This is a genomic window from Streptomyces sp. NPDC043870 (assembly GCF_056435785.1).
Genome location: NZ_JBWKDT010000003.1, coordinates 265,624 through 271,764 on the forward strand (window position 1 = coordinate 265,624; position 6,141 = coordinate 271,764).

4 protein-coding genes and 1 pseudogene are annotated in these 6,141 nt (G+C 72.5%); 4 read left to right on the forward strand and 1 reads right to left on the reverse strand.

The genetic code is table 11. From position 1 onward, the window contains the following. Nucleotides 1-390: pseudogene (locus AC0699_RS05720) on the reverse strand (hypothetical protein); the annotation flags it as partial. A gap of 463 nt (nucleotides 391-853) precedes the next feature. Between AC0699_RS05720 and uvrC the strand changes: the two are divergent. From uvrC to whiA, 4 genes are read left to right on the forward strand one after another with little or no spacing between them, the layout of a single operon-like run. Continuing rightward, the gene (gene uvrC / locus AC0699_RS05725) at nucleotides 854-2,911 is read left to right on the forward strand and encodes an excinuclease ABC subunit UvrC (RefSeq protein WP_478656058.1); all 2,058 of its coding nucleotides are present in this window, start codon (nucleotides 854-856) and stop codon (nucleotides 2,909-2,911) included. Beyond that, on the forward strand, nucleotides 2,908-3,999 hold the full coding sequence (gene rapZ, locus AC0699_RS05730; RefSeq protein ID WP_478656060.1) for an RNase adapter RapZ: 1,092 nt from the start codon (nucleotides 2,908-2,910) through the stop codon (nucleotides 3,997-3,999). Before uvrC ends, rapZ begins: the two co-directional genes overlap by 4 nt. Beyond that, nucleotides 3,996-5,030: a gluconeogenesis factor YvcK family protein gene (locus AC0699_RS05735; RefSeq protein WP_478656062.1), complete on the forward strand. Its 1,035-nt coding sequence runs from the start codon at nucleotides 3,996-3,998 to the stop codon at nucleotides 5,028-5,030. The genes rapZ and AC0699_RS05735 overlap by 4 nt, the downstream gene beginning before the upstream one ends. Further along, entirely contained in the window at nucleotides 5,021-6,010 is a 990-nt protein-coding gene (gene whiA, locus AC0699_RS05740; RefSeq protein ID WP_093653140.1) for a DNA-binding protein WhiA, read from the forward strand. The genes AC0699_RS05735 and whiA overlap by 10 nt, the downstream gene beginning before the upstream one ends. Nucleotides 6,011-6,141: the final 131 nt, after the last annotated feature.

Consider the following 6,141-nt stretch of genomic DNA (forward strand, 5'->3'; position numbering starts at 1 on the left):
TTGTTCAACCCGGACAAAAGGTTTCCCCCCCACCACGGACCCCCCAACGAGAGAGGGGGCGGGCGGGGGGGGGGGCCGCCCCCCCCCCCCCCCCCCGCCGCCCTCGGGGAGCAGCCGCAGCAGGGAGTTCCCCGGCAGCTGGAGCACCTCCTCCAGGGCCCGTACGGCGCGCAGCGACTCGGGGCGCTGGGGGCGGCGCGCGCCCTGCTGCCAGTAGCTCAGACTGGTCACCCCGACCTTGATCCCACGGTGTGCGAGATGGTGCTGGACACGCTGGAGCGGGAGTCCGCGCACCGCGAGCGCCGCGCGCAGCGCCACATGGAACGGACCGGTGTGCAGCACCTGGGCCAGCTCGGCCTCGGTGTGCGCGGGGTACGTGGCGTGCCCCATGGGGACTCCTCAGTGAACGTTCACGGCGGCTCGGCGGGTCGTCTCGCCGCCGGCCGCGGGTGTGCAGGTGGACCGAAAGCGGCTGTTCACACCCCGTACGCGCCGTTCGCAGCCGCATATCTCCCGGCATTGAAGCGCGTTGATCCGGTCCGGACAACGGCAGATGCTCACGGCACGCGTCCGGACAGCGCTCCTCCGGTCCCGCTCCCCGGCACTCACGGCCCCGCGCCTGCTCTCCCCCCGCTTGCCGCGCTTGCTCGCCGCGCCTGCTCGCCGCGCCCGCTCGCCGCGCCTGCTCTCCCTGCCCGCTTGCCGTGCCTGCTCTCCGTCAGAGCTCTCCGTGCCTGCTCTCCGTGCCTGCGTCTGCGCCCGTTCGCGGCGCGGGCGCGGGGGAGCCCCGGCGGCCCGTCGGCGTCCGGCCGGCGGGCCCCGGTTGTCGGTGGCCGCCAGTAGGGTGGGCGGCATGGCAGACCCCTCCAGCTACCGACCCAAGCCGGGTCAGATCCCCGACTCGCCAGGGGTCTACAGGTTCCGTGACGAGCACCGCCGGGTGATCTACGTCGGCAAGGCGAAGAGCCTGCGGCAGCGGCTCGCCAACTACTTCCAGGACCTGGCGAGTCTGCACCCGCGCACGCGCACGATGGTCACGACCGCGGCCTCCGTGGAGTGGACGGTCGTCTCCACCGAGGTGGAGGCGCTGCAGCTGGAGTACTCCTGGATCAAGGAGTTCGACCCCCGGTTCAACGTCAAGTACCGGGACGACAAGAGCTATCCGTATCTCGCAGTGACGATGAACGAGGAGTTCCCCCGGGTCCAGGTCATGCGCGGCGCCAAGAAGAAGGGCGTGCGCTACTTCGGTCCGTACGGGCACGCGTGGGCGATCCGCGAGACCGTCGATCTGATGCTCCGGGTCTTTCCCGTGCGGACCTGCTCCGCCGGGGTCTTCAAGAACGCCGCACGGACCGGCCGCCCCTGCCTCCTCGGCTACATCGGCAAATGCTCGGCGCCGTGTGTGGAGCGGGTCACCCCGCAGGAGCACCGCGAACTGGCCGAGGACTTCTGCGACTTCATGGTCGGCCGCACCGGCACGTACATCCGCCGCCTGGAGAAGGACATGATGGCGGCCGCCGAGGAGATGGAGTACGAGCGGGCGGGCCGGCTGCGCGACGACATCGAGGCCCTCAAGCGGGCCATGGAGAAGAACGCGGTGGTGCTGGCCGATGCCACCGACGCCGATCTGATCGCGGTCGCCGAGGACGAGCTGGAGGCCGCCGTCCAGATCTTCCACGTCCGCGGCGGCCGGGTGCGCGGCCAGCGCGGCTGGGTCACCGACAAGGTCGAGGCGGTCGACACGTCGGGCCTGGTCGAGCACGCGCTCCAGCAGCTGTACGGGGAGGAGAGCGGCGACGCCGTCCCCAAGGAGGTCCTCGTCCCGGCCCTCCCCGAGGACGTCGACGCGGTCACCCAGTGGCTGAGCGGGCGGCGCGGGGCGAACGTGTCGCTGCGCATTCCGCAGCGCGGCGACAAGAAGGACCTGATGGCGACGGTCGGGCGCAACGCGCAGCAGGCCCTCGTCCTGCACAAGACCAAGCGCGCCAGCGATCTGACGACCCGCTCCCGGGCCCTGGAGGAGATCGCCGAAGCGCTGGGCCTGGAGTCGGCGCCGCTGCGGATCGAGTGCTTCGACATCTCGCATCTGCAGGGCGAGGACGTGGTGGCGTCCATGGTCGTCTTCGAGGACGGTCTGCCCCGCAAGGGCGAGTACCGGCGCTTCCAGATCACGGGCCGTGTCGGAGACACGCAGGTCTGGCACGGCCAGGGCCAGGACGACGTCCGCTCGATGCACGAGGTGATCAGCAGGCGCTTCAGGCGCTATCTGGCCGAGAAGGAGAAGACGGGGGAATGGGGTCCCGCCGAAGGCAGGGGACGGTCGGCCGAGGACGGTGAGGTGCCGGCCGACGAGGGCAACGGGAAGCCGAAGCGGTTCGCGTATCCTCCCCAGCTCGTGCTCGTCGACGGCGGTCAGCCGCAGGTCGCGGCCGCCCAGCGGGCCCTGGACGAGCTGGGCATCGACGATGTCGCCGTGTGCGGCATCGCGAAGCGGATGGAGGAGATATGGCTGCCGGGCGAGGACGACCCGGTCGTGCTCCCGCGCTCCAGCGAGGGGCTCTACCTCATCCAGCGCGTCCGTGACACAGCTCACGACTTCGCGATCCGCTACCAGCGCTCCAAGCGCTCCAAGCGGCTGCGGACCAGCCCGCTCGACGCGGTGCCCGGCCTGGGCGAAACGCGCAAGCAGGCTTTGATCAAGCATTTCGGCTCGGTGAAGCGGCTGCGACAGGCGACAATCGAGCAGATCTGTGAGGTCCCCGGCATGGGCCGGAAGACGGCCGAATCCGTCGTCGTGGCCCTCGCCCAGGCGGCCCCGGCCGCGCCCGCCGTGAATACGGCGACAGGAGAGATCATTGAAGAGGACGACGGGGCAGCAGGAACGACCGAGGACGGGGGCAGCACGGAATGACCGAGCACACCAGACCTGAGCAGGCCGGGGCCGGGCAGGCGGGCACCGGCGAGGGCGGCACCGCACCGGGAGGCACGGCCGCACCGGACGCCGCCGCACCCGGCGGCACCGGGCCGGAGGGCAGCGAGCCCGGCAGCCCGCAGCACGACAGCACCGACCGAGAAGAACACGGAGCAGGAGACGTGAGTACGGGTACGACGAGCGAGGCCGGGCCGGCCGCCGACGGGGCCATCCCCGAGCTCGTGATCATCTCCGGAATGTCGGGCGCGGGCCGCAGCACCGCGGCGAAGTGCCTGGAGGACCTCGGCTGGTTCGTCGTCGACAACCTGCCGCCCGCGCTGATCCCCACCATGGTGGAGCTCGGCGCCCGTTCCCAGGGCAATGTGGCCCGTATCGCCGTCGTCGTGGACGTCCGCGGCCGGCGGTTCTTCGACAATCTCCGCGAGTCCCTCGCGGACCTCGACGCCAAGCAGGTCACCCGGCGGATCGTCTTCCTGGAGTCGTCCGACGAGGCCCTGGTGCGCCGTTTCGAGTCCGTGCGCCGCCCGCACCCGCTGCAGGGCGACGGCCGCATCGTCGACGGCATCGCCGCCGAGCGGGACCTCCTGCGGGAGCTGCGCGGCGACGCCGACCTGGTGATCGACACCTCCAGCCTCAACGTCCACGAGCTGCGCGCCAAGATGGACGCCCAGTTCGCGGGCGACGAGGAGCCGGAGCTGCGGGCCACCGTCATGTCGTTCGGCTACAAGTACGGCCTCCCGGTCGACGCCGACCTCGTGGTGGACTGCCGCTTCCTGCCGAACCCGCACTGGGTCCCGGAGCTGCGCCCCTTCACCGGCCTCAACGAGGAGGTGTCGGGCTACGTCTTCAACCAGCCGGGCGCCAAGGAGTTCCTCAACCAGTACACCGAGCTGCTGCAGCTGATCGCGGCGGGCTACCGGCGCGAGGGCAAGCGGTACGTGACGATCGCCGTCGGCTGCACCGGCGGCAAGCACCGCTCCGTCGCCATGTCCGAGAAGCTCGCCGCCCGGCTCGGATCCGAGGGGATCGAGACCGTCGTCGTCCACCGTGACATGGGGCGCGAGTGACCGGTCGTACTCTTCGTCTGCGCCGGCTGCGGGGCAGCGACACGCCCCGCGCCGGCCGCAGGCGCGGCGCCCAGCCCAAGGTCGTCGCGCTCGGCGGCGGAATGGGGCTCTCGGCGTCGCTGGCGGCCCTGCGCCGGATCACCGGCGACCTCACCGCGGTCGTCACCGTCGCCGACGACGGCGGCTCCAGCGGCCGGCTCCGGGAGGAGCTCGGCGTGCTGCCGCCCGGCGATCTCCGCAAGGCGCTGGCGGCGCTGTGCGGTGACGACGACTGGGGCCAGACCTGGGCCAGGGTCATCCAGCACCGCTTCCAGTCCCAGGGCGAGCTGCACGAGCACGCGGTCGGCAATCTGCTGATCGTCGCCCTCTGGGAACAGCTCGGCGACCATGTGCAGGCGCTGGACCTGGTCGGCAAGCTGCTCGGCGCGCACGGCCGGGTGCTGCCCATGTCCGCCGTACCGCTGGAGCTGCAGGCGCTGGTCAGGGGGCATGACCCCGTCAGTCCCGACGAGATCCGGACGGTCAGGGGGCAGGCGACGGTGGCGCTGACCCCGGGCGAGGTGCAGTCCGTGCACCTCGTGCCGAACGATCCGCCGGCCGTCCCCGAGGCCGTGGCGGCGGTCCTCGACGCCGACTGGGTGGTGCTGGGGCCGGGCTCCTGGTTCTCCTCGGTGATTCCGCATCTGCTGGTGCCGGAGCTGCTGGACGCGCTGGTCGAGACGAAGGCCCGCCGTGTGCTCTCCCTCAACCTCGCGCCGCAGCCGGGAGAAACGGAGGGGTTCTCTCCGCAGCGTCATTTGGAGGTTTTGGGGCGACACGCCCCTAAACTCGCCCTGGACGTGGTGCTGGCCGACGAGGCCGCCGTGCCCGACCGCGAGTCCCTCGCCGACGCCGCCGAGCGGTTCGGTGCCGCGGTCGAGCTGGCGCCGGTGGCCAGGCCCGACGGGGCTCCGAAGCACGATCCGGAGCTGTTGGCCGCCGCGTACGACCGTATTTTTCGGATGCATGGAAGGATCGGCCCATGGCGATGACGGCAGCGGTGAAGGACGAAATCTCCCGGCTCCCCGTCACCCGGACCTGCTGCAGAAAGGCGGAGGTCTCGGCGATCCTGCGGTTCGCGGGCGGGCTGCACCTGGTCAGCGGCCGCATCGTGATCGAGGCGGAGCTGGACACGGGCATCGCGGCGCGCCGGCTGCGCAAGGACATCCTGGAGATCTTCGGGCACTCCTCGGACCTCGTGGTGATGGCCCCGGGCGGGCTGCGTCGCGGGTCGCGCTACGTCGTACGGGTCGTTGCGGGCGGTGACCAGCTGGCCCGGCAGACCGGTCTGGTCGACGGCCGGGGGCGGCCCATTCGCGGACTGCCGCCGCAGGTCGTCTCCGGGGCCACGTGCGACGCCGAGGCGGCCTGGCGCGGGGCCTTCCTGGCGCACGGTTCGCTCACCGAGCCGGGCCGCTCCTCCTCGCTGGAGGTGACCTGCCCGGGCCCGGAGGCCGCGCTGGCGCTGGTCGGCGCCGCGCGCCGGCTCTCCATCGCCGCGAAGGCCCGCGAGGTGCGCGGGGTGGACCGGGTCGTGGTGCGCGACGGCGACGCGATCGGTGCGCTGCTGACCCGGCTGGGGGCGCACGAGTCGGTCCTGGCCTGGGAGGAGCGGCGGATGCGCCGCGAGGTCCGCGCCACCGCCAACCGCCTGGCCAACTTCGACGACGCCAATCTGCGCCGCTCCGCGCGTGCCGCGGTGGCCGCCGGTGCGCGGGTGCAGCGCGCGCTGGAGATCCTCGGCGAGGAGGTGCCCGAGCACCTCGCCGCAGCGGGCCGGCTGCGCATGGAGCACAAGCAGGCCTCCCTGGAGGAGCTGGGCGCCCTCGCCGACCCGCCGCTGACGAAGGACGCGGTCGCGGGCCGCATCCGCCGCCTCCTGGCCATGGCCGACAAGCGTGCACAGGACCTCGGCATCCCGGGCACGGAGTCCAACCTCACGGAAGAAATGGCCGACGGCCTGGTGGGCTGAGAGCCCCCCCAACTCGGGGGGGGGGGGGGGGGGGGGGGGGGGGGGGGGGGGGGGGGGGGGGGGGGGGGGGGGGGGGGGGGGGGGGGGGCGAACCCCCTCCCCCGGTCCTAGTCATGGGCAGGGCCTGTACG

Coding starts and splice junctions, on each gene's coding strand:
- uvrC (WP_478656058.1), top strand. CDS start 854: ATGGCAGACCCCTCCAGCTACCGACCCAAGCCGGGTCAGATCCCCGAC.
- rapZ (WP_478656060.1), top strand. CDS start 2,908: ATGACCGAGCACACCAGACCTGAGCAGGCCGGGGCCGGGCAGGCGGGC.
- whiA (WP_093653140.1), top strand. CDS start 5,021: ATGGCGATGACGGCAGCGGTGAAGGACGAAATCTCCCGGCTCCCCGTC.